Source organism: Labrys monachus, from assembly GCF_030814655.1.
Lineage (GTDB): Bacteria > Pseudomonadota > Alphaproteobacteria > Rhizobiales > Labraceae > Labrys > Labrys monacha.
Window position 1 is genome coordinate 575,544 of sequence record NZ_JAUSVK010000001.1, and the last position, 22,754, is coordinate 598,297.

Below are 22,754 nucleotides of genomic sequence, written 5' to 3' on the forward strand. Positions count from 1 at the left end.
CATCACGAAGCTGTTACCATCCGCTCGGTCAGTGCAGATTTCCCCAAGAGACCTCCTGGCCCGCACCGGCCGGTATATTGCCCAACCCCATGAGCCCGGCCGGTGCGTTCTTTTTCGGCACGGGCCGAGCCGGGATGCGGCGGCGGTGTCGTCTCGGCACCGGCTCGCGCGTACCCATCTGCCTGCGGCCGATACCGGTCGGCGCGGTCGACAGGCGCCCGTGCCGGCGCGACCCAAGGTTTTATTCAGGGAAAAGAATCGTTCAACGGGTTGCTCTGACAATGGTCCGAGCTCCTGTCGGTGTCGGCGGAGTATTCCCCATCGACTGCCTCCGACACAACCTGGGGATAATGCTGTCGCAAGACTGCAATTCCCGTTCAGGAACCGTTCAGGGGCTGGAGCGTTTCATGGCACTGCTCTTCAGGAGGGAGCCGCAATGAAAGTTCTCGCTGCGATAGTGTCTGGCGCGGCCCTTCTCGGGCTCGCGGCATCCGCACAGGCCATGCCGGCGGTCTCGGTGCAGGGACAGGATCTGGTGATCAAGGTGGCCGGCGGCTGCGGCCCAGGCTGGCATCCCAATCCGTGGGGGCGCTGCGTGCCCAACCGGCGCGTCTACGGCCATGCGCCTCCCCCCCCGCCGCCGTGGGCGCCGCCGCCGCCGCGGCACCGTCCCCCGCCGCCGCCTCCGTGGGGTGCGCCGCCGCCTCCGGGGGATGCTCCGCCGCCGCCCTATTGAACGAGAGCCCCGGCGCTATGCCGGGGCTTTTTTGCAGGGCGTGGCGCGCTTCGCTCCGAGCGCATGATCCGGATGACCGGGCAAGGCGCGCCCGGCTCAAGGCGGTGCGGCAAAGCGCACTGCACCGACGATCATCGGATCCCCTCCCGGGCCGCTGACGGCGCGAGAATGTGCTCGACGAGATGGACCCAATAGCGCAGGCCGGCCGGAATGATCGCATCGTTGAAGACATATCGGTCGCCGTGCAGTCCTTCGCCCGGACCGACATCGCCGGCACCGAGCCAGGCATAGGTGCCTCCGGCCGCGCGGATCATATAGGCAAAGTCCTCGCAGCCGAGGCTGGGGGCGAAGTCGGTGATGACGTTGTGAAGGCCGACGGCCTTTTCGGCGGCGGCGATGGCCCGGGCGGTCGCGTCGGCCGTGTTGATCACGGCGGGGTAGCCCCTGGCGTATCGGAGGGTCGCCGTCACGCCATAGGCTGCCGCGACACCGCGGCAGATATCGTCGAGGGTGTTGGCGCAATGGTCCGACAGCATCGGATCGAAGAAGCGGCAGGTGCCTTGCAGCCATACCCGCTTCGGCACGATGTTCCCGACATTGCCGCCGTGGATCTGCGTCAGGCTGACGACGAGCGCCGACAAGGGATCCACCGAACGGCTGACGATGCGCTGGATCGCCTGGATGAAGGCTCCTGACGCCAGCACGGGATCGTCGCCGAGATGCGGCATGGCGACATGCGCGCCTGTCCCCTCGAAGCTCACCTCGAAGCCGTCGACGGCGGCCATCTGCGGCCCGACACGGGCAGCGATGGCACCGACCCGGACCCCTGGCCAATTGTGCACGGCATAGACCGCCTCGACCGGGAACCGCTCCAGCATGCCCTCCTCGATCATGCGCCGCCCCCCGCCCTCATTCTCCTCGGCGGGCTGAAACATGAAGACGGCGGTGCCGTCGAAGTCCGGTCTCCGGCTGAGCAGCTTCGCCGCCCCCAGCAGCATGGCGGTGTGGCCGTCATGGCCGCAGGCGTGCATCACGCCCGGGTTGGCGGAGGCGTAGGCGACATTCGCACGTTCGAGAACCGGAAGTGCGTCGAGTTCCGCCCGAAGGCCGACGGCGCGAGAGCCCGATCCGGCCTTCAGCACGCCGACGACGCCGGTTCCGGCGATGCCTTGGTGGACCTCGAGCCCGAACGATCGGAGCTTTTCCGCCACGAAGCGGGCGGTTTCATGCTCCTGGAAACCCAGTTCGGGATGGGCGTGGAGATGGTGGCGCCAGCCGACGACTTCGGGCGTGATGGCGGTGATGGGGTCTTGAGGAAGCATGAGGGATTCCGGGGCCCGTTGTTTCGAGGATGATCCGCAGCGGTCAGGCCATGCCCGGCAAGCGGCGTGGAAGCGCGGCCGGGCTGCGCGATCGGCCTTCCCTGTTCCATCGCCTCAGCCTATGCGAAACGCCGCGCCATTCGGTTTCGAAAATTGCTGGCCAAAGGCCTATTGCCGGCATAAATTTGAAGGTACGGGCCGAATTGAAGCAGAATATGCCAAGCATGATGGATGCCATCGACAGACGCATTCTCCGCGTCCTGCAGCGGGATGGCCGGATCTCGAATGTGGACCTGGCCAGGGAAGTCGGGCTCTCGCCATCGCCGTGCCTGCGCCGCGTGAAGCTCCTGGAGGAGTCCGGGATGATCGAGCGCTATGTCGCGGTTCTCGACCCGGCGAAGGCCGGCCTGGCGCTCACCTTGTTCGCGCGCGTGTCCCTCACGGCCCAGGATGCCGAAACGATCGAGCGCTTCGTGGCCGCGATGGAAAAGCTTCCGCAGGTGATGGAGTGCTACATCATTCTGGGCGACAGCGACGCTCTTCTGCGCGTCGTGGTGGCGGATCTCGACGCGTATCGCCAGTTCCAGTCGCGATACCTGACCCGGACCAACGGCATTCAATCGGTGAAGACGGACCTTCCGAGCCAGACGGTCAAACGGACATACGCCTTGCCGGTCTAACCCGGCCGCGCGGATATCGCGCCGGCGCGCCTGCCATGCAGGATCAATGCTTGCCGGCGCCCGGCTGTCTTCCGAAGCGGTCCGCGACGTGATCGATGAACCGGCGCAACGTCTGCGTCGGCGGGCGGGCCGCAGCGAACAGAAGATGCAGGGGGCGCGCGGGCGTTTCATACTCGGGCAGGACCTGCACCAGCCGGCCTGCGGCGAGGTCGTCCGCCAGGATCAGGTCCGCCTGCAGGACGATGCCGTGCCCGTCCAGCGCCGCCGCCCGCAGCACACGCGCGTCGTTCACCTGAAACCTGCTGCGCGGCTGGACCTTGTGAATCTCTCCCTCCCGGCCGAAGCGCCACTCGGCGAAAGGCTGCCCGGAGGCGAAGACGAAGCCGAGGCAATCATGCGCCGCGAGGTCCGCCGGCGTTCGCGGCATGCCCCGGGCGGCGAGATAGCCGGGCGAGGCGCATGCGATCAGGCGGTAGGGCAGGAGCGCGCGGGCGGTGAGCCCGGAATCCCTGAGCGGCCCGAGGCGGATGACGGCGTCATAGCCTTCTCCGACGACATCGACATAGCGGTCGGTCAGGTCGAGGGCGATCTCGACCTGCGGGTGGATGCGCAGGAAGTCCGCGATCAGGGGCGCGAGGGCGATGCTGCCGAAGGTCACCGGCGCGCTGACGCGCAAGCGTCCGCGCGGGGCGGTGGCGGATTCGCGGGCGACGGCTTCGGCCGCCTCGACCTCGCCGAGCACCAGGCGGCAGCGTTCATGGAAGGCCCGTCCGATCGCGGTGAGGCTCTGGCGCCGGGTCGACCGATGGAGGAGCCGCGCGCCGAGCCGTTCCTCCAGGAAGCTCACATGCTTGCCGACCATCTGGGACGAGAGGCCGAGCGCCGCCCCCGCCGCGGTGAAGGAGCCGAGATCGGCGGCCTTCACGAAGACGGCCATGCTGGTGAGGCGATCCATCATTCCAAACGGCTGGTTTCAAATCATGAAGGATTTCCTCCCCTAATAACCCTGCTGCGTCAACCCATCTGTCTCCCAGCCGCAGACGGCAACACGGACCAGGAGATGAAAATGCCTTTCTTGCACGCAACCATGGCGCATCCGGAGGCCCCTCCCGGGCGCCCCGCCGCGGCGGAGGCCTGAGCGATGCGCGAACTCTACGAACTCACGACGCTGGCGTTCCCGCTTCTCTGCGTATCGCAGGTCGCGAAGGCGGCGCGGGCCTGGGCCTCGATGCCCGACGCCGCCGGCACCCTGCTGGGCTGCTGGCGCACGGAGATCGGCCCGCTCGGCCGCCTGCTGATCCTGCGCCGCTTCGACGACGCCGGCGCCCTGCAGCGGGAGCGCCACCGCGCGCTGTCGAGCGCCAATCCGTTCAACGCCGGCGGCGTGATCACGGCGCTGGAGATGGACAGCTACAGCCCCTTTCTCTTCCTGCCGCCGGCGCGCGCCGGCGCCGACGACGCGGTCTACGAAGTCCGGACCTACCGGCTGAAGCCGGGCGGCCTGCCGCCGACGCTCGCCGGCTGGCAAGCCGCGATCGCGCCGGCCCGGGACTACACGGCGCATCTGATGATCAACATGCATGCGCTCGACGGGCCGCCCCGGATCACCCACATCTGGGGCTTCGACAGCCTCGCCCAGCGCGCCTCGCTGCGCAGCGCCGCCTACGCCGCGGGAACCTGGCCACCGAAGGGCGGCCCGGAAAACATCCTCGATGCGACATCGGTGATCGCGCTGCCCGAGAGCGGGTGACGTCTGTTCCGGCTGCCGGCGGAGCCGAACGGGCGCAACGGGCTGCGTTCCTCCTCCCGGTTGATGGTGGAAAGGATCACCACCGTGCCGAAGTCCAAGCTCGGCGAGCGGATCGGGCGGCTGGAGAACGAGGGACCTGATGCGGCTCAATCAGGCCCTCATGCTGCTCCTCGGCCTGGCGGTGTCGCCGAGAACGAGCCGGAAAGGGGAATGACGAGGAGCGTCGCTTCAGGACGCTTGCGGCGAACGGCGGCGCGAGCGCAGTGCCCGTTCGGGGAGTGAAATGGCGGAGAGAGAAGACTGGCCCAATTCAAGCGCCTCGAAAGGTACAACGAGCCGCGTCCACGCCCATCTTGGCTTGAAATGTCCTCTACGCCCATGGTCGGCATCACTTGGGCTCGCAAACCGGGTTGACGATCATCAAATATTTCTGGCCAACCCCCAGCATGCTCCAGCCTTCTTGCGTGACGCTGCCGTGGCAAACAACTTCCTTGCCGGCAAGCTCTTCGGATATCTTTTGTTGGTCTGGTGAATCGAAGGCCATCCGGAGTTCTGTGGCCACCCTGTTTTCCCAAGCAGGCCCGTTTTGAACAGAAAAGCAGAAAAACCGTTGGAGTGAGCCCAAATGCGTGGGCACTACTAAATTTACGCCGCCGCCCGCCATCGTGCGGCTTGCCGTGCAGGAGCGACTTAGATCAGGAGGCCCCTGTTTCGCGCACCTCGCGCAAGGCCCGACTGAAGAGGTGGTTGAAGATACGATCGCGATCTTCCGCGTTGGTCATAATGATGCTTTGAAGGCTGCTGTCGCGCTGATATTGCTTGATCGTCTCTTCAAGGAGACGGCGCACGAAGGTCGGGCGAGAGACATCCGGCGGATTGTTCCGCAGCACTGCCGCCATTTCCTCATCGAGCGCCTTGCGCTTTACCTGTTCGAGACGGATGAAGTCCTCTTCCGTAAACTGCGTCCCGTGCCGCTCATTGAATGAGCGGACAATCTCTGAAAGTGCCTTCGCCTCGTCCTCGGTATAGGGCTTGGCCCCAAATTCACTGATCCCGGTAAGCGGCACGGTGTCGCCCGCCACAAGCGACGCGGAGCCAGCTTCTTTCTGTTGAACGCGGACGGCGCGCAGGCGCAGCATTTCGTCCGTGATCTCGACTTCCGGCGGCTGTTCGCGGTTGGGCAACATCCGGTCCAGCCAATCGGTGTAGGCATAGAGCTTTTCCAAGCTGGTATCTCCCAGCCGGACAATTTGTGCGACGAAACTGTAGAACCGCTTGTAGCTTCTCAAAAGCTGCCGGAACTCTTCCTGCCGGCCTTCGTCATCCTCGGCTTCAAACCGCGCCACGGCGTTGCGGACCAGAGATTCCAGCGTCACACGATCCTGAGTGGACAGCGTTCCCTTGAAGAAGGTCGTGGCAAATCGCTCGATCTCGCTGCTGTCGAGATAGCCGAACGTGCGGATGCGCGTCTCCAACTGATAGATCTGGTTCTTGTCGGAAACCGCTTCGAGGCTGGACACCTCGTAGAAGGGGCGGAACGCTTCCTTGATATCATCCATCGTGTTCTGAAAATCGAGGATGAAGGTTCGTTCCTTGCCCTGGTAAATCCTGTTCAGCCGGGACAGGGTCTGGACGGCCTGCAACCCCGCCAGCTTCTTGTCGATATACATCCCGGACAATTTCGGCTGGTCAAAGCCGGTCTGATATTTTTCCGCGACGATGAGAATTTGATATTCTGCGGTATCGAAGCGCTTGGGCAACTCGCTTTCGCCGAACCCATTCAACTCGGCCTCGGTGTAGGTATTGCCATCGACGTGCAGCTCGCCGGAAAAAGCGACGAGCGCCTTAACGTCGCGATACCCCTTGTCCTCGATATAGGTCTTGAGCGCGAAATAATAGCGAAGGGCGCTTTCCCGGCTTGATGTCACGATCATGGCCTTCGCCTGGCCATCCAGTTCCGGTCTGACATGGCGCTGGAAATGCTCGACCATCACCTCGACCTTCTGGCTCAGAGCGGTCGGATGCAGGGCCGCGAAGCGCGCGACCTTCCGTTGCGTACGCCGCGTATCTAGTTCCGGGTCATCGTCGATTGTCTTTTCCAGGGCGTAATACGCCTTGTAGGTCATGTAGTTTTGAAGCACGTCGAGGATGAAACCCTCCTCGATCGCCTGCCGCATGGAATAGAGATGAAACGGATGCGGCAGCCCATTTGCGCCGATCGTGCCGAAACGCTCAAGTGTGACATTGCGGGGCGTCGCCGTGAAGGCGAAGTAGCTGATGTTCACTTGCGGGCCGCGCTGGCGCTGGTATTCCGCGATCAGGTCTTCGATCTCGTCGGTCGTCGCGGCCTCTTCGTCGCGGCTGAGGGCGTCGCTCAAGGCTTGGGCGCTCTTGCCGGACTGAGAGCCATGCGCCTCGTCGATCAGCACGGCGAAGCGCCGCGTTCCCTGTCCGCTGATGACACGAAGATGATCGGTCGAAAACTTCTGGATCGTGGTGATGATGATCTTCGCCTGCCCCTCGATCGCCGCCTTCAATTGCCGTGAGGTTCCGTCGATCTTGCGAACGACGCCGGGCGTCTGCTCGAACTGGGCAATGGTGTTCTGAAGCTGGCGATCGAGAACGACGCGATCCGTCACCACGATCGCGGTGTCGAATATCGGCTGGTCGAAAGGATCGTGCAACGTCACCAGCCGATGCGCCGTCCAGGCGATCGTGTTGGATTTTCCCGATCCCGCCGAATGTTGGATCAGATAATTGTTGCCGCTGCCGTTGGCGCGAGCATGGGCCAGCATCTTCAGAACCGCGTCGATCTGATGGAAACGCGGAAAGATAAGCGCTTCCTTGCCGTTCGTGCCGTCGAGGTGGAGGAACCGCCCGATGATGTCGAGAAGGATATCGCGGGAGAAAACCGCCTGTCCTTCGGGTTGATTTGCCCAGAGATAGGCGACACGAAACTCCCCTTCGATATCCGGGTTTCCCGCGCCGCCGTCATGCCCGCGATTGAAGGGAAGGAACCGAGTCTTACCGTTATGGAGGCGGGTGGTCATCGACACGTTGTCCTGATCCACCGCGAAATGGACCAGGGCCCCTCGCTTGAACGTCAGCAGCGGTTCATTGGCGGGCGCCCGGTCATGGCGATACTGACGCTCGGCATGACGGAAATTCTGGCCGGTCAGGGTGTTCTTCAGTTCCAGCGTCGCCACGGGTAAGCCGTTGACGAACAATCCCACGTCGATGGCATTCTCGTTCTTCGCGCTGTAGCGAAGCTGACTGATGACGCTGAGGATATTGCCCTCGAACAGCGTCACCAAAGCCGGGTTGACGCCGGACGCCGGCTTGAAGGCGGCGAGGAAGAATTTCAGGTTCGGAACCAGCTTCAGCCCGTTGCGCAGCACATCCAGCGTGCCGCGCTGCTTCAATCCCTGCTCAAACTGCTTGAAGAACTCGGCTTCGGCGGAAGGACCGTAATGGCCTTCCAGCTTCGCCCATTCGTCGGGTTGCGTCGCTTTGACGAACTCGATCACCAGGGTTTTGTCGAGCGCGGAGGCGCGGTCATAGTCCTCGGGCCGGCGGGGACGATAGCCCTGGCATTCCACCAACGCTTTGCACAGATGGATCTCCAGCACCTCTTCCCGGTGGACGGTGTCTTCGGAAAAGCCCTTGGCATAGGGATGAGAGGTCGATGGCTGTTCGTAATTCATGGCCGATCTCCCCTTGCCATGCGGATCAGCCAATTTCTCTCCACAAGCGCGGCGTTTAACGCCGCCATTGCAGCCTTCAGATGCAGTAGATCGACATGTATCTCGTCGGTGATCGGCTTGCCATCCTTGGCCTTCGGCGTACCGTACTCGCCATAGCGAAACGCCTCCGATCCCGGATCGATTGCCGCCAACTCGTCGCAGCGCTTGATGATCCAAGGCGGCACTGTTTCATCGGCTTGCCGCTTGTGATGCGCGTAGCTGCGAGCGAGTTTGCCGAGGTCATGGATGTCCTTCTCGGCGCGGGCTTTGGGCGGAAGTCCTGACTTCAGAAGAAGCTCGAAAGAATGCCGATAGAGAAACAGCGCCGCGTTCGCGACCTGATAATCCGCGACGCGCCGGTCAAGGATGGAGTCGATCAGCGCTTCCGCCGCCGCAAAATACTGCTCGGCAAGGGCGCCGTCGCGTTCAGCTTGCATCGATGGACGCGCAAAGCCGCCAATCACGAAACCAAGCGGACCGCTCCACTCGTCGGGCCGCTCATGCTTTTCGTTCATCGGCTCGAAGAGCGGACGGGTCATCGCGTCTTTGCTGTGGGTGTTGGAAGCCATATCCATCATAAAAGCCTCGGCGTCATGGTGGGTGTTGTTCTCGGACCCTGGCCTCGCGGAATGAGGTTGTGGCGCCTGATCCACTCAAGCCAAGTCGTCAGGTCGGCGGCAGTGAACTTCTCGCCCTTCTCTGTGTGCCACTCGTGCAGCACACCGTTGATGATCGCAGCGTCGTCAGGTGTTTCGCCGTCAATCAAAGCGTCGTTCCAGACAGCGTAGAGCGTGGTGACAGCTTCGGTTGCGCGGCGGTCAAGGTCGGCGAGCATGGCGATAAGGTTACGCAGCGCCTCGGCCTTGGGACCTAACAATGTGGCAAGTTCGGTCTTGTGCTGCCCAGCCTTCGCGAGTGGTGTATAGGTAACGGCGGTGCCAGTCCCGTCCGTCTGATTGGCACGATAGTAACCTGCGGCTTCAAGGCTACGCTCCGTTTCCTCTCTCAAGGCACGGTCGAGCGGCCCCGCTGCCTCGCGGAGATAGTTCCCCCGAAGCGCGTCGATGCCGAGATGAGTTTCGGCAAGGTAAGTGATCTTATGCATCTTCACTCGTGCGCGCTTTGGATCGTCGGGTAGTCGGTGGATGATCTCCGCTCCAACGACGAGGCGGGCCCTACCCCTATCTAATGTGGATGTAACGGCCTGCAGCTTCTCGTGGATGTCGATCTGGCCCGCGACGGCTGCGGTGATAAGGGCGGCACGATACTCCCGCAATCTCTCCACAGACTCGGTGATCTTTCTTGCTGCACCACGAAACGCACCGGTGAGTTGGTCAAGTTGCTGAACAATCGCGTCCTGCTGGTCCAGGGGCGGAAGCGGCAGACGAAAGGTCCGGATATCTGGCATGTAGATCGTCTGGTGTGTTGACCCCATCATGAGTCGCCGGAAAACAGGCTTCATGGAACGCAGTACGTAGTAGAGAAACTTCGGTCGGACGCGATGGCCGCAAATCCACCCCGCAAAATCCTGCGTGGTCGCCATCGGGACAGACAGGATTGCGGGGAATCCGACTGACGCAGTTCGCGAAAGGATGACGGTGTCCGCTGGAAGCAAGCGAGCGGCTGAGTTCTCCATGCCGAGCGCACTGATCTTCTCGGCGGTCTCGTGAACGTAAATCCGACCGCCATCCCGTATTTGCCAGACGTCAGCCAGAGAGAACCATGGGATTACACACTCCTCCGGCACCCAATAGCTTTCTTCCTTACGACTAGGCGTATGCCCGGTTTCTTGGCGTGCGACATGGGTGAACTTGGGAGCGGACCAGTGCGCTGGGATCGACCCAATCCACTCGACGCCTGAATTTTTCCTCGATCCCTCTGGGCTCTGTGCCGTAACGACACCCAGAAATGTTGCCTCCTCGCGCTCTGCCAGAACGGCAGCCTGCCGCTCCTTCTTCGCGATCAGCTTTTCGATGCGGGCGGTTTCGCGGTCGAGGAAGGCGGCGATGGCCTTTTGAGTTGCCAGATCTGTAATCGGAAGCTGGAAATCCTTGATCGCATCGTCTGAGATGCGTCGGAGCCCGCCAGCTCCGGTCATGCTGGCGATCCCAGCGGCCCGAAATGCCTCGGATGAGAGCAGGTATCTGAGATAGTTTGGATCGACCTTCCGGCGATCAGGCCGGATTACATGGACCTCGGATGTCGCGAAACCGATCCGGTTGGGGAGATTCGTCACCAGAGCTTTCTTGCCGTTCTCGAAACAAGGTGTGACCTTGGCGAGTAGCAGGTCCCCTTCGGCGAAATAGCTGTAGCTACCGTCCCCGAGTTCATCGGCAGGCCGCTCCAAGCTCGTATCGAGACCGCCAAGGCCGTCGGCGAGCGCATCCATGGGAGCGAAAGTCACGTTCCCGTATCCGGCGAGTTCGCCCGCTTCTGTTTTCGACGGGTTGAGGCGTGTTAAAAAACGCAGGCGCGTCATCCCGCCACCTCTTTCAGGAGGTTCGCGATGTCCGCCTCCAGCGTCTTCAACTCGGTGTCGATCTCGGCCAGCGGGCGCGGCGCGACATAGCGATAGAAGTAGCGGTTGAAATTGATCTCGTAGCCGACGCGGCCGACGCCCTTGTCAGCGTCATCCCGGTAAGTCTCATCCACCCATGCGTCCGGCACGAAGGGTGTCACCTCGCGGGCGACATGATCTTTCCAATCCTCCTTGAGCGGCACAAGCTCATGGTCGCGCAGTTCGGGGTCCGGCTCCGGCCGGCCATCCCCATCGAGACAGATGGCGGCGGACTCGTCCCGCTCTGACAGTGCGGAAAGGATCGCTTTTCTGACCGGTGCGCCGATCTTCACACCCGCGCCCTTGAGCGCCTTGGTCAGGGCGGCCTCGAATGCGGGGCGTTCCTTGAACAGAGTGGTCGGCAGACGATTGGCGATGACGTTCAACACGTCATCCTGGTCGGCGGGGTCCAGCTTCAGGAAAGGCTTGGCGAGCTTCAGCCGCTCGATGCGTTCGGGACCGGATTGGAAATTCAGCCGGAGCGGGCGCTCCACCCTGATCTCGCGGAAGCCGAAATCGGTGGCATCGGAAATCTTCGACACCGCGCTCCACGGCCCGCCGCCGTTCGCCATCTCGTGGAAGATATGCGTGATGGTCTCGCGCCCATCATCGCGTATTTCCCGGCGCTTCGAGCCAAGGCTTTTGCGCATGGGCGCCCAGAAGCGTTCGCCCGATGCGTCGATGAGCTGGACCTTGCCGCGCCGTTTCCGCTCCTTGCGGTTGGTCAACAGCCAGACATAGGTTTGGATGCCGGTGTTGTAGAAAAGGTCGGTCGGCAGCGCGACGATGGCCTCGACCCAGTCGTTTTCCAGCATCCAGCGGCGGATTTCGCTTTCGCCCGATCCGGCACCGCCGGTGAAGAGCGGCGAGCCGTTCATGACGATGCCGATGCGCGAACCGACTTCATCGGTCCGCATCTTGGAAATCATGTGCTGGAGAAAGAGAAGCTGGCCGTCCGAGATGCGCGGTAGGCCCGCGCCGAAGCGGCCGTCCTTGCCCTGGGTCGCCGCTTCCTCCCGGATCGGCTCCTGATACTTTTTCCAATCCACGCCATAGGGCGGATTGGACAGCATGTAGTGGAAGCGCCGGTCCTTGTGGGCGTCCTGGGTCAGCGTGTTGCCGAAGGTGATGTTTTCCGGGTCATGGCCCGTCACCAGCATGTCGGATTTGCAGATGCCGAAGGACTCCCCGTTCAGCTCCTGGCCGAAAAGCTCGACGCGGATATCGGGATTGAACTCTTTCAGCGCTTCCTCGGCGAGCGCGAGCATCCCGCCCGTGCCGCACGCCGGATCATAAATCTGCCGGATGATCCCCCGACCCCGGAGCTTTTCGTCATCGTTGACGATGATGAGGTCCACGATCAGCCGGATCACTTCGCGCGGCGTGAAGTGCTCGCCGGCGGTTTCGTTGGAGATCTCCGAGAAGCGGCGGATCAGGTCTTCAAACAGATAACCCATCGTCAGTGTCGAGACGGCTTCCGGCCGAAGGTTGAGCGAGGCGAATTGCTCGAACACCTTCCACAAGAGGCTGGCGTCGGCGAGGCGCTTCAGCTGATCCGTGAAAAGGAACTTGTCGAGAAATACATCCCGAACGGAGTCCGAGAAGGCCGTGATGTAGGCGATAAGATTCTTATGAATGTCGGACGGGTTCTGCGCCCCGATTTTGGTGAACGTCAGCGAGCTGGTGTTGTAAACGCGGATGCCGCCGCCGATAACGCCACACAGCATCATATCGCGGGTTAGCTCATCTATGCCGGGCGGCAATCCGGCATAGGCTTTCAGAACGGCATCTTTTGTGGGTTCAAGGATGCAATCTAGACGACGCAGTACCACAAAAGGCAAGATAACCTTGCCATATTCTGATTGCTTGAAGTCACCGCGAAGGGTCTCGGCAATCTGCCAAACAAAGTTCGATAGAACTTTTGCCTTCGATGCTACACCTTGATCCACGCAAATCACTCACCTTTGGCCGATTCGCGCGCAAGTGAGCATCGGGACGATGATCGTCTCGGCCCGGCCGGACACTAACCCAGTGTACGATAACATACCGGTGCTTAATAGATTGGAAATGTCAAGGGCCGCAATCTGGCCAGCCTCACCCTCTAGGAAGCGTGATTCCCGTGAACATGCGTTTAACGTCACGGCGGAATCGACGGCTCGCTATGCCGCTTGGTGTCATATAGCGCTCGGCGGAACTACCGCGCTGTAGAGGCTAATTGGCGGAGAGGGAGGGATTCGAACCCCCGATGGAGTTGCCCCCATGCCGCATTTCGAGTGCGGTGCATTCGACCACTCTGCCACCTCTCCGCAGCGGGTCCGGCGCTTCATATAGATATGCGCCGCGCGAGACAAGATCGGATTTGCGCCGGCGCGCCATAAAATCGGCCGGGCGGGTTCGGCGGGGCCGCCGAGGCGGATGCGGCTCGAATCCGGTCGTTGGAATTCGATTGCTTGGCGGTTTCGTCCGGCGCCAAACTCTTCTAGAAGGGGCGCAGTGCCTTTCCGGCCCGGGCCTTCGTTGGTATGCTTCGCTATTCCGGATTTCGTCTCGCCTATGAGGCGCTGCGCGGCCACCGCGGGTGGGGCCCCGCCTGGCGCAAGGCGGCGCCCAAGGCCTCCTACGATGTCGTCATCGTCGGCGGCGGGGGCCACGGCCTCGCCACGGCCTACTATTTGGCGAAGAACCACGGCATCACCGATGTCGCGGTGATCGAGCGCGGCGGCATCGGGCTCGGCAATGTCGGGCGCAACACCACCATCATCCGCTCCAATTATTTCTCGCGCGAGAACATCCGCTTCTACGATTTCTCGCTGAAATTGTGGGAAGGGCTGGAGGCCGATCTCAACTACAACGCCATGGTCTCCCAGCGCGGCGCGCTCAATCTCGTCCATGCCGACGGCCAGCGCGACCTGCTGGCCCGGCGCGCCAACATGATGCGGCTCGAAGGGGTGGACACCGAACTGCTCGACAAGGTGGCCGTGAAGAGGCTGGTGCCGCTGATCGACACCGAGAACGGCCGCTTCCCCGTCCTCGGCGGCTTCCTGCAGCGGCGCGGCGGCACGGTGCGTCACGATGCCGTCGCCTGGGGCTATGCGCGGGCGGCCGATGCGCGGGGCGTCGACATCGTCGAGCAATGCGAGGTCACCGGCATCCGGCGCGAAGGCGGGGCGGTCGCCGGCGTCGAGACGACGCGCGGCTTCGTCGGCGCCCGCAAGGTGGTGCTGGCGGTGGCCGGCCATTCCTCGCGCCTCGCCGAGATGGCGGGGTTCCGCCTGCCGATCGAGACGCATGTGCTGCAGGCCTTCGTCTCCGAGGGCGTCAAGCCGCTGATCGATCTCGTCGTCACCTATGGCGCCGGCCATTTCTACATCAGCCAGTCGGACAAGGGCGGCCTCGTCTTCGGCGGCGCGCTCGACGGCTACAACACCTATGCGCGGCGCGGCAGCCTGCCGATGGTGGAGGACGTGCTCGCGGCGGGGGTGACGCTGATGCCGGGCCTCGGCCGGCTGCGCGTGCTGCGCCAATGGGGCGGGGCGATGGACATGTCGCTCGACGGCAACCCGATCATCGCGGCGACGCCGGTGACCAACCTCTATCTCAACGGCGGCTGGTGCTATGGCGGCTTCAAGGCGATTCCGGCCGGCGGCTTCACCACCGCTTATCTCGTCGCCACCGGCGCGCCGCATCCGCTCATCGCGCATTTCGGCCTGGAGCGCTTCCGCGACGGGCGGGTCATCGACGAGCGCGGCGTCGGCCCCTATGCGTGGGCGCATTAGGATGGTGAGGATGGCACAGGCACCCGTCGGCCCCGACGCGATGCGGCGCGGATACGGGGCCGCAGGCGAAAAGCCGCTCCTGCGGTCGAACGGTCCCGTGTCTGCGATGCGGCAGGGATGCCGCATCGCGCACGGGATGACCGTGCGTTTTGATTCGAGCCGGCCATGCTGAGGATCCCCTGTCCGCATTGCGGCGTCCGCGACGAGATCGAGTTCCGCTATCGCGGCGACGCGTCGGTGCGCCGGCCGGCGGGCGAGGCCGGCATGGAGGCCTTCCTCGCGCATGTCTATGAGCGGGCCAATCCGGCCGGCTGGCATCTCGAATGGTGGCAGCATGCCGCCGGCTGCCGGCAGGTGCTGAAGGTGCGGCGCCACACGGTGACGCATGAGATCGGCGCCGTCGGCCTGCCCGGCGACGATCTCCCGCTGCCGGAGGCCTCGGCATGAGGGGGCCGTTCCGCTTGCCGCAGGGCGGCCATGTCGACCGCGCCGAGACCCTGTCCTTCCGCTTCGACGGCCGCATCCATCACGGCCATCCCGGCGATACGCTCGCCTCGGCGCTGCTCGCCGGCGGGGTGCGGCTGTTCGGCCGCTCGTTCAAATATCACCGCCCGCGCGGCCTGTTCACCGCCGGCCCCGAGGAGCCCTCGGCGCTGGTCGAACTGCGCAGCGGGGCGCGCCGCGAGCCCAATATTCCGGCGACGACGATCGAATTGTTCGAGGGGCTGGAGGCCCGCAGCCAGAACCGCTGGCCCTGCCTCGGCTTCGATGTCGGCGCGGTCAACAACCTCCTGTCGCGCTTCCTGCCGGCCGGCTTCTACTACAAGACCTTCATGTGGCCGCCGGCGCTGTGGGAAAGGCTGTACGAGCCGCTGATCCGCCGCGCCGCCGGCCTCGGACGCGCCGCGGCGGCGCCCGATCCCGACCGTTACGACACCCTGCACGCCCATTGCGACGTGCTGGTGGTCGGCTCCGGCCCGGCCGGGCTCGCCAAGGCGCTGGAGGCGGCGCGCGGCGGCGCGCGGGTGATGCTGCTCGAACAGGATTTCGCCTTCGGCGGCTCCGCGCTGGTCGATCCCGCCGGCCGGGACGGGCTGACGGCGGCGCTGGGCGAGCTCTCCACCCTGCCGGATGTGACGCTCCTCAACCGCACCACCGCCTTCGGCCTCTATGACGGCCTCGTGGTCGGGGCGGTCGAGCGCGTCTCCGACCATCTCGCCGCGCCCGGCCCGCGCATGGTGCGCCAGCGCCAATGGATCATCCGGCCCGGACGGATCGTGCTCGCCACCGGCGCGCTGGAGCGCCTGATCGCCTTTCCCGGCAATGACAGGCCCGGGGTGATGCTCGCCTCGGCCGCCGCCGCCTATGTCGCGCGCTTCGGCGTCGCGCCCGGGCGCCGGGCGGTGTTCTTCGTCAACAACGACCAGGCCTACCGGCCGGCGATGCAGCTGCGGGAGGCCGGGGTCGAGATCGCCGGCATCGTCGACATCCGCCCCGATTCGGCCGCCGGCCGGGTGGCGGCGGACGCCGGCGTCCCCGTCTGGTTCGGCTCGCAGGTCGTCGGCACCGAAGGCGCGCCGCTGCATGTCGTCACCGTCGCGCCGGCGGCGGGCGGGCGCCCGCATATGGTGCTCGCCGACCTCCTGTGCGTCTCCGGCGGCTACAATCCGCAGATCCAGCTCGCCAGCCAGGCCCGCCTGCCGCTGCAGTGGGACGCGGCGAGCGCGACCTTCCTCGCCGCCGGCGGCGCCGGCATCGAACTCGCGGGCGACGCGGCCGGGCTTGCCGCGCCTGCGACGCCGCTCCAGCCCTTGTGGGAGGTGCGGCCGGCCGGGCGCAGCGGCAAGGCCTTCGTCGACCTGCAGCACGACGTCACCGCGGAGGACCTGCGCCTCGCCCACCGCGAGGGCTATCGCCACGTCGAGCACGCCAAGCGCTACACCACGGCGGGCATGGCGACCGACCAGGGCCGCAGCGGCGGCCTCGTCGCCAGCGCCATCCTGGCCGAGGCGCGCGGCGAGAGCGTCGCCGCCGTCGGCCTGCCGACCTTCCGGCCCTATGCCGCGCCGGTGTCCTTCGGCGCGCTCGCCGGCGCCGAGACCGGCGATCATTTCAGGCCGAAGCGCCGCCTGCCGCTGCATGACTGGCACGCCCGGCGCGGGGCGGTGTTCGTCAGGCTCGGCCTGTGGCTGCGGCCGCTCGTCTATTCGGCGGCCCGCGACACCAGCTGGGCGCCGGTCCTCGCCGAGGCGCGGGCGGTGCGCGGCTCGGCCGGCCTCACCGACACCTCCTCCCTCGGCAAGATCGACGTGCAGGGGGCCGACGCGGCCGTCTTCCTCGACCGCATCTACGCCAACACCGTCTCGACCCTGCCGGTCGGCCGCGCGCGCTACGGGCTGATGCTGCGCGAGGACGGCATCGTCTTCGACGACGGCACCGTGTCGCGCCTGGCGGCGGACCATTTCTTCCTCACCACCACCACCGCCAATGCCGGCGCGGCGATCGAGCATCTCGAATTCCACCACCAGACCGCCTGGCCGGACCTCGACGTGCAGATCGCCAATGTCGCCGACCAATGGGCGCAGTTCGCCGTAGCCGGGCCGATGGCGCGGGCGGTGCTGGCGGGCCTCGTCGGCCTCGATCTCGACGACGCCGCCTTTCCCTTCATGGCGGTGGCGGAGACGCGCATCGCCGGCGTCGCCGGCCGGCTCTTCCGCATCAGCTTCTCCGGCGAGCTCGCCTATGAGGTCTCGGTGCCCGCCGGCTATGCCGAACCGGTGTGGGAGGCGATCCTGGCGGCGGGCGAGCCCTTCGGCATCGCGCCCTATGCACTCGACGCGCTCAACCTCTTGCGCATCGAGAAGGGCCATGTCGCCGGCAGCGAGCTGAACGGCCAGACCACGGCGGCCGATCTCGGCCTCGGCCGCATGGCGAAGAAGCAGGGCGATTTCATCGGCCGCGCGCTGTCGGCCCGGCCGGGCCTCGCCGATCCCGACCGCCCGGTGCTGGTCGGCGTCAAGGTCGAGGATCCGCACAAGCGGCTGCGCGCCGGCGCGCTCCTGCTCCCCGATGCCGAGGCCAGGGAAAGCCTCGGCTTCGTCACCGCCGCCTGTCCGGCGACGGAGGATGGCGGCTTCATCGGGCTGGCGCTGCTGGCCGCCGGCGCCGGGCGCATCGGCGCGAGGCTCCGCGCCGCCGATCCGGTCCGCGGCGAGGCATGCGACGTCACCATCGTCGCCCCGCATTTCGTCGATCCCGGCAATCTGCGCGTGCGCGACGCCTCGCCGGCGCCGAAGGCGGCGGCCGTGCCCTGGCGCGCGCCGTCGCCCGGCCTGCGATCCCTGATCCCCGATCGGGCGTCCGACCGCAGCGCGCAGGTCCGCCTCGCCGAATACAGCCCCGACATCGCCGAACTGACGGCGCGCCGCGGCAGCGAGGGGGCCCTGCGCCGCGCTTTGCTGGCCGAGTTCGGGCTGGCGCTGCCGGGCCCCGGGCGGGCGACGACCGCAGGGCCGTTGCGCGCCCTGTCGGTCGCGCCGCGGAGCTGGCTGGTGATCGACATGCATGCCGCGCCGGGCGGCCTCGCCGTCAGCCTCAAGCATGCGGTGGGCGAGGCCGGCTCGGTGGTGGACCAGTCCTTCGGCTATGGCGTGCTGCGCCTCTCCGGCCCCAGGGCGCGGGCGGCGCTGTCGAAAGGCTGCCGGCTGGACCTGCATCCCCGTTCGTTCGGTCAACAGAGCGTTGCGCGTAGCATCGTCGCGCAAGTGCCGGTGCTCGTGTATCAGGTGGACGACCAGCCGAGCTATGACCTGTTCGCTCCCTCGACACTGGCGCAGTCCTTCGCCGACTTTCTGGTCGAAAGCGCGGCGGAATACGGCCTCGCCTTCAGCGACAGCCAGGGGAACGAGACGCCATAGCCGCCGGGGCTCGCGATAGGGAATGCGACTGATGAAGACTGACGTGAGGGCCGTCGTGATCGGCGGGGGTGTCGTGGGATGCTCCATCCTCTACCATCTCGCCAAGATCGGCTGGACCGACGTCGCCCTCATCGAGAAGAACGAGCTGACCTCGGGCTCGACCTGGCACGCCGCCGGCGGCATGCACACCTTCAACGGCGACGCCAACGTCTCCCGGCTGCAGAAATACACCATCGACCTCTATCGCGAGCTGGAGGCGCTCACCGGCCAGTCCTGCGGCATCCACGCCAATGGCGGCCTGATGCTGGCCGCCAACGAGGGCGAGATGGACTATCTGCGCCTCGTCGCCAGCCGCGCGCGCTATCTCGGCATGGACACCGAGATCATCCCGGTGGCCGAGGCCAAGCGGCGCAACGTGCTGATCGAGGAGCGGTTCTTCACCGGCGCGCTGTGGCGGGCCGATGGCGGCCATGTCGATCCGTGGAGCACGACGCATGCCTATGCGGCGGCGGCGCGCAAGCTCGGGGCCGAGATCCACCGCTTCACCCGCGTCACCGGGCTCAGCCAGCGCCTCGACGGCTCCTGGGACGTCGCCACCGACAAGGGCACGATCCACGCCGAGCATGTGGTGAATGCCGGCGGCCTGTGGGCGCGCGAGGTCGGCCGCATGGTCGGCATCGAATTGCCGGTGCTGGCGATGGAGCATCACTACATCGTCACCGAGGCGATCCCCGAGCTCGAAGGCCTCGAACGCGAGATCATCAACACCACCGATTTTTCCGGCGAGATCTATGTGCGCCAGGAGGGCAAGGGCGCGCTGCTCGGCACCTATGAGCACAATTGCACGCCCTGGTCGGTCGACCGCACGCCGGACGACTTCGCCACGCAGCTCCTGCCCGACGCCTTCGACCGCATCGCGCCCGAGCTCGAGGTCGGCTTCGAGCATTTCCCCGCCGTCGGCCGGGCCGGCGTCAGGAAGTCGGTCAACGGCCCCTTCACCTTCGCGCCCGACGGCAATCCGCTGGTCGGGCCGGTCAAGGGCCTGCCGAATTTCTGGGTCGCCTGCGCTGTCATGGCCGGCTTCAGCCAGGGCGGCGGCATCGGCCTCATCCTGTCGCGCTGGATGGCGGAGAACGATCCGGGCCAGGACGTCATCGCCATGGACGTCGCCCGCTTCGGCACCTTCGCCACGCCGCGCTACACCAAGGCCAAGGTGATCGAGAATTATCGCCGCCGCTTCCGCCTCGCTTATCCCAACGAGGAGCTGCCGGATGCGCGCCCCCTGCGCCGCACCCCGGTCTATGACCGCCTGAAGGCGGCCGGCGCGGTGTTCGGCGCCAATTTCGGCCTCGAACATGCGCTCTGGTTCGCCCCCGCCGGTGTCGAGCCCCGGGAGGAGCCGACCTATCGGCGCTCCAACGCCTTCGCCCATGTCAAGGCGGAGTGCCTGGCGGTACGCGAGGCCGTCGGCCTCTACGAGACCTCGAACTACGGCAAATACGAGATATCGGGCGCGGGCGCCCGCGCCTGGCTCGACACGCTGCTCGCCTGCCGGCTGCCGAAGCCCGGCCGCATGGCGATCGCGCCGATGCTCAACGAGGCCGGCCGCATCGTCGGCGATCTCTCCATCGCCTGCCTCGCCTTCGATCGCTACCTCCTGATCGGCTCGGGCTTCGCCGAGGCCTTCCACCTGCGCTGGTTCTGGCAGCGCAAGCCGCCGGCCGACGTGCATGTGCGCTCCGCCGCCTCGACGCTGACCGGCTTTTCCGTCGCCGGCCCCAATGCCCGCACGCTGATGCAGCGGCTGGTGCGCGAGGACCTCGCCCCCGACGCGTTCAGGCTGTTCGCGGTGAAGGAGACCGCTGTCGGCATGTCCCCCGCCATCTTCACGCGCGCCGGCTTCACCGGCGAGCTCGGCTATGAGATCTGGGTGACGCCGGACTATCAGGCGACGCTCTATGACGAGATCATGGAGGCGGGCGGGGATCTCGGCCTGACGCTGTTCGGCGGCCGCGCGCTGTCCTCGCTCCGGCTCGAAAAGGCCTATGGCTCCTTCAACAAGGACTTCCGGCCCGATTATACGCCCGCCGGGACCGGCCTCGACCTCTTCGTCGATTTTGCCAAGCCCGGCTTCACCGGCCGCGACGCGGTGCTGGCCGAGCGCGAGAAGGGGCCGAAGAAGCGCTTCGCCGTGCTGGAGGTCGACAGCGACACCGAGGTGATCGGCTATGAGCCGATCCTCAAGGGCGGCGAGGTGGTCGGCCACGTCACTTCCGGCGGCTACGGCCATTATGTCGGCAAGAGCCTCGCCATCGGCTACGTCAAGGCCGAGCATGCCGAGGACGGCGCGGAATTCACCATCGACATCTTCGGGCAGGACCGGCCGGCGATCCTGCGCAAGGCGCCGCTGCACGATCCGAACGGGGGAAGGCTGCGCGGATGAGCGGGGATCGCGCGGCGGGCGAGAACGCACCTCCCGGCCATGGCGGCCGAGGCGGGCGGCGCGAGCGCGGCACCCGCAACACCGGGGCCGCGACGCCGCCGATGCCGCGCCTCGTCAACCGTTTCAATCCCGTCGACATCCTCTCGCCGGAGCAGGTCGAGCGCATCCTCGATGCAGCCTTCACCCTGCTCGAGACCGACGGCATGAAGATCCTCAGCCCGCGGGCCCGCGAGGCCTACCGCCGCCACGGGGCGATGGTCGACGAGGAGAGCCGCATCGTGCGCCTCGGGCGCGACATCGTCGAGGCGATGCTCGCCACGGCGCCGTCGAGCTTCGTGCTGCATGCCCGCAACCCGGCGCGCGACCTGCATGTCGGCGGCCATGTCGTGAATTTCGGCCCCGTCAACGGCGCGCCGAACATCCGCGACCTCGATCGCGGCCGCCGCTACGGCGACATCGAGGGCTTCCGCGACATCCTCCGCATCACCAACGGGCTCGGCCTGCTGCATTGGCAGGGCGGGGTGGTGGTCGAGCCGGTGGACGTGCCGGTGCCGGTGCGCCATCTCGAAATGTACCGCGCCCATATCGAGCTGTCCGACCTCGTCTGGGCGGCGCGCGGCGTCGGCGGCGTGCAGGCGCGCGACGCGCTGGCGCTCTCGGCCATCGAGCACGGCACCAGCGTGGAAGCGCTCGCCGAACGGCCGACGCTGATGACGGTGACCAACGTCAACTCGCCGCGCGTGGTGGACGAGGAGATCCTCGACAACATCATGACGATGGCGGGCCACGGCCAATGCGTCGTCATCACCCCCTTCACCCTGATGGGTGCGATGGCGCCGGTGACGCTGGCCGGCGCGCTGGTGCAGCAGACGGCGGAGGCCTGCGCCATCATAGCGCTGTGCCAGATGCTGCGGCCGGGCGCGCCCTGCGTGATGGGCGGCTTCACCTCCAATGTCGACATGAAGACGGGCTCGCCCGCCTTCGGCACGCCGGAATATGTCAATGCGGCGCTCGCCACCGCGCAGATCGCCCGCCGCCTCGGCGTGCCCGTGCGCACCAGCGCCGTCAACGCCAGCCCGGCGCCGGACGCGCAGGCGACGTGGGAGACCAGCTTCTCGCTGTGGGCGGCGATCATGAGCCACAGCCACCTCATCAACCATGCGGCCGGCTGGCTGGAGGGCGGGCTGTCGGCGAGCCTGGAAAAGATCGTCATCGACGCCGAACTGCTGCGCGGCTGGGCCGAGATCCTGAAGCCGATCGAGTTCGGCGACGACGAGCTCGCCCTCGACGCCATCCGCGGCGTGGCGCCCGGCGGCCATTTCTTCGGCTCGCCCCACACCCTCGCCCGCTACGAAAACGCCTTCTACCGGCCCATCCTGTCCGACTGGTCGAATTACGAGAACTGGCGCGACGCCGGCGAGCGCACCGCGACCGACCGCGCCCTCGACATATGGAAGAAGACCCGCGACGCCTATGTGCCGCCGCCGCTCGACCCCGCCGTGCGCGAGGCGGTGGACGCCTATATCGCGCGGCGGACGGAAGAGGAGCTCGTCCCCGGCACACGCTGAGGGGAGGGCACCGTTCACGCGCCCGATTTTCCTTCTCCCATTCGGAAGAAGGTGGCGCGCAGCGCCGGATGAGGGCCTCAACTTCGACGATTGAAGCACTTTTGTCGAGCTATCTGCGTCAAAATTTAGGCCCTCATCCCCCCTGCCGGGACCTTCTCCCGGCCCGGGAGAAGGCGCCTTGTTCTCGTATCTTGGCGCTATGGCGGGCGGCGGTTTCCCATGCATGGGCACAGCCAAATCAAATAGCATTGACTAATTGATT

Annotated in this window: 15 protein-coding genes, 1 tRNA gene and 1 pseudogene; 9 read left to right on the top strand and 8 right to left on the bottom strand. The window is 65.8% G+C overall.

What is annotated here, in order from left to right; translation table 11 throughout:
- Positions 1 to 502: 502 nt before the first annotated feature.
- Complete coding sequence (locus J3R73_RS31505) at positions 503 to 736, top strand: GCG_CRPN prefix-to-repeats domain-containing protein (RefSeq protein WP_370880064.1); 234 nt, start codon at positions 503 to 505, stop codon at positions 734 to 736.
- Between the two features lie 131 nt (positions 737 to 867).
- Here J3R73_RS31505 and J3R73_RS02505 read toward each other — a convergent pair whose 3' ends face one another.
- The gene (locus J3R73_RS02505; protein ID WP_307422079.1) at positions 868 to 2,058 is read right to left on the bottom strand and encodes a M20 aminoacylase family protein; all 1,191 of its coding nucleotides are present in this window, start codon (positions 2,056 to 2,058) and stop codon (positions 868 to 870) included.
- A gap of 215 nt (positions 2,059 to 2,273) precedes the next feature.
- Between J3R73_RS02505 and J3R73_RS02510 the strand changes: the two genes are divergently transcribed.
- A complete protein-coding gene (locus J3R73_RS02510) occupies positions 2,274 to 2,738 on the top strand; it encodes an Lrp/AsnC family transcriptional regulator (protein WP_307437032.1) in 465 nt (154 codons plus the stop codon).
- Positions 2,739 to 2,781: 43 nt separating this feature from the next.
- Here the strand turns inward: J3R73_RS02510 and J3R73_RS02515 are convergent, their stop codons facing one another.
- Entirely contained in the window at positions 2,782 to 3,696 is a 915-nt protein-coding gene (locus J3R73_RS02515) for a LysR family transcriptional regulator (RefSeq protein ID WP_307422081.1), read from the bottom strand.
- Between the two features lie 183 nt (positions 3,697 to 3,879).
- Between J3R73_RS02515 and J3R73_RS02520 the strand changes: the two genes are divergently transcribed.
- Together J3R73_RS02520 and J3R73_RS02525 are read left to right on the top strand one after the other, a co-directional pair.
- The gene (locus J3R73_RS02520; protein ID WP_307422082.1) at positions 3,880 to 4,488 is read left to right on the top strand and encodes an NIPSNAP family protein; all 609 of its coding nucleotides are present in this window, start codon (positions 3,880 to 3,882) and stop codon (positions 4,486 to 4,488) included.
- Positions 4,489 to 4,491: 3 nt separating this feature from the next.
- Positions 4,492 to 4,608 (top strand): annotated as a pseudogene (locus tag J3R73_RS02525) (type II toxin-antitoxin system PemK/MazF family toxin); the annotation flags it as partial.
- Between the two features lie 268 nt (positions 4,609 to 4,876).
- Here J3R73_RS02525 and J3R73_RS02530 read toward each other — a convergent pair.
- From J3R73_RS02530 to J3R73_RS02555, 6 genes are all read right to left on the bottom strand, one after another.
- Positions 4,877 to 5,050, bottom strand: a complete 174-nt coding sequence (locus J3R73_RS02530; RefSeq protein ID WP_307422083.1) for a hypothetical protein — start codon at positions 5,048 to 5,050, stop codon at positions 4,877 to 4,879.
- Between the two features lie 133 nt (positions 5,051 to 5,183).
- Positions 5,184 to 8,225 carry a type I restriction endonuclease subunit R gene (locus J3R73_RS02535; RefSeq protein WP_307422084.1) on the bottom strand — a complete coding sequence of 1,014 codons (3,042 nt, stop codon included), beginning with the start codon at positions 8,223 to 8,225 and terminating at the stop codon, positions 5,184 to 5,186.
- Positions 8,189 to 8,800 carry a hypothetical protein gene (locus tag J3R73_RS02540; protein WP_307422086.1) on the bottom strand — a complete coding sequence of 204 codons (612 nt, stop codon included), beginning with the start codon at positions 8,798 to 8,800 and terminating at the stop codon, positions 8,189 to 8,191. The genes J3R73_RS02535 and J3R73_RS02540 overlap by 37 nt, the downstream gene beginning before the upstream one ends.
- 5 nt (positions 8,801 to 8,805) lie before the next feature.
- A complete protein-coding gene (locus tag J3R73_RS02545; protein WP_307422088.1) occupies positions 8,806 to 10,710 on the bottom strand; it encodes a restriction endonuclease subunit S in 1,905 nt (634 codons plus the stop codon).
- Positions 10,707 to 12,737 (bottom strand): type I restriction-modification system subunit M, encoded by a 2,031-nt coding sequence (locus J3R73_RS02550; protein WP_307422091.1) that lies wholly within the window; start codon positions 12,735 to 12,737, stop codon positions 10,707 to 10,709. The genes J3R73_RS02545 and J3R73_RS02550 overlap by 4 nt, the downstream gene beginning before the upstream one ends.
- A gap of 267 nt (positions 12,738 to 13,004) precedes the next feature.
- Positions 13,005 to 13,094, bottom strand: a tRNA-Ser gene (locus J3R73_RS02555).
- 216 nt (positions 13,095 to 13,310) lie between these two features.
- Between J3R73_RS02555 and J3R73_RS02560 the strand changes: the two genes are divergently transcribed.
- The 5 genes from J3R73_RS02560 to J3R73_RS02580 all read left to right on the top strand — a co-directional run bounded on the left by J3R73_RS02560 (position 13,311) and on the right by J3R73_RS02580 (position 22,492).
- Positions 13,311 to 14,564 carry a sarcosine oxidase subunit beta family protein gene (locus tag J3R73_RS02560; RefSeq protein ID WP_307422093.1) on the top strand — a complete coding sequence of 418 codons (1,254 nt, stop codon included), beginning with the start codon at positions 13,311 to 13,313 and terminating at the stop codon, positions 14,562 to 14,564.
- Positions 14,565 to 14,729: 165 nt separating this feature from the next.
- Entirely contained in the window at positions 14,730 to 15,011 is a 282-nt protein-coding gene (locus J3R73_RS02565) for a sarcosine oxidase subunit delta (protein WP_370879835.1), read from the top strand.
- Positions 15,008 to 18,481, top strand: a complete 3,474-nt coding sequence (locus J3R73_RS02570; protein WP_307422094.1) for a 2Fe-2S iron-sulfur cluster-binding protein — start codon at positions 15,008 to 15,010, stop codon at positions 18,479 to 18,481. Before J3R73_RS02565 ends, J3R73_RS02570 begins: the two co-directional genes overlap by 4 nt.
- Before the next feature lie 31 nt (positions 18,482 to 18,512).
- Positions 18,513 to 20,924: a GcvT family protein gene (locus J3R73_RS02575; RefSeq protein WP_307422097.1), complete on the top strand. Its 2,412-nt coding sequence runs from the start codon at positions 18,513 to 18,515 to the stop codon at positions 20,922 to 20,924.
- Positions 20,921 to 22,492, top strand: a complete 1,572-nt coding sequence (locus J3R73_RS02580) for a trimethylamine methyltransferase family protein (protein ID WP_307422098.1) — start codon at positions 20,921 to 20,923, stop codon at positions 22,490 to 22,492. The genes J3R73_RS02575 and J3R73_RS02580 overlap by 4 nt, the downstream gene beginning before the upstream one ends.
- Positions 22,493 to 22,754 lie beyond the last annotated feature (262 nt).